Here is a 1,210-nt window from a genome sequence, read left to right as displayed (position 1 = left end):
GTTCCGCGATTCCCCTTTCGGGAGGACCGAATGCCGGGATTTGACATCGTTATGCGAGGCCGCGAAGCCTAGGTCTCAGGTGGCCCGCCGGAAGGTTTTCACCTTCATGGCCAAGCCGAATTGACAACAGGCCTTCGTCGATGCCGGTCGCCGCCCGTATTCGGGTGAGCCGCCAAATATGCCGAACCTCCGCATTCCCGGGCGCTAATTCGCCCCACGCGGTTTTTTCAATTTTCGACCTTACCGGGACCGGGCTCGTTTGCGCCCGAATGACATCATGGCTCGTTTTCAGATAGATTTGCGCGCGGGCGCCTTTCGCAGCGTTCTCGGCTTCGCGCTCAGTCATTGGCGGCGTCAGCCGTGGCGGCTTTCGCTCATCATGGGCACGTTCCTGCTGTCGACGTTGGCCGACGTGCTGACGCCGCTCTATTCCGGCCGACTGGTCGATGCCGTTGCCAGCAGTGCTGCAGCGGACGATGTCGCGTGGAATGCGGCGATGGCGGCCTTTTCGATGCTGGTAGCCTTGGCGCTCACCGGCGTTGTGCTGCGCAATCTCGCCTTCATGGCCATCGTCGAACTGACCCTGAAGATGATGGCGGATATCGCCGCCGACGCCTTCCATCGCGTCCAGCGCTTCTCGACCGACTGGCACGCCAACAGCTTCGCCGGATCGACCGTGCGCAAGATAACCCGCGGCATGTGGGCGCTCGACCTGCTCAACGACACGATCCTGATCGCGCTGCTGCCGTCCCTCGTCATGCTCGTCGGCTCGACGCTGCTGCTCGGCTGGTTCTGGCCGCTGATGGGTGCTGTCGTCGCCGCAGGTTCGGTGCTGTTCATCGCGGTAACGGCGCTGCTGTCGCTTGGCTATGTCGCGCCTGCCGCAAGGCTTGCCAACGCGTGGGACACGCGCCTGGGCGGTTCGCTGGCCGATGCGGTGAGCTGCAACGCCGTGGTCAAGGGTTTTGGCGCCGAGGAGCGCGAGCAGACGCGCCTTGCCAAAGTCGTCGCCAGATGGCGCGCGCGTACGCGCCGCACCTGGGTGCGCGGCACCATCAACGGCACCACGCAAGGGTCGATGCTGCTGCTTCTGAGAGCAGCGGTGATCGGACTTTCGCTGCTTTTGTGGTCGTGGGGGCAGGCGAGCGCCGGCGGTGTCACCTTCGTGCTGACCTCGTTCTTCGTGCTGCAAGGCTATTTGCGCGACATC

1 protein-coding gene is annotated in these 1,210 nt (G+C 63.9%); it reads left to right on the top strand.

The window, feature by feature from the left end:
• Positions 1 to 277: 277 nt before the first annotated feature.
• Positions 278 to 1,210: ABC transporter ATP-binding protein (locus EOA86_RS35355; RefSeq protein WP_206630237.1), on the top strand; the 933-nt coding region annotated here is incomplete at its 3' end.

Origin of the sequence: Mesorhizobium sp. M5C.F.Ca.IN.020.32.2.1 (assembly GCF_004023105.1) — a bacterium.
Taxonomy (GTDB): Bacteria; Pseudomonadota; Alphaproteobacteria; order Rhizobiales; family Rhizobiaceae; genus Mesorhizobium; species Mesorhizobium wenxiniae.
Note: the sequence above shows the minus strand (reverse complement) of the source record. Positions and strands in the feature narration are given on the sequence as shown.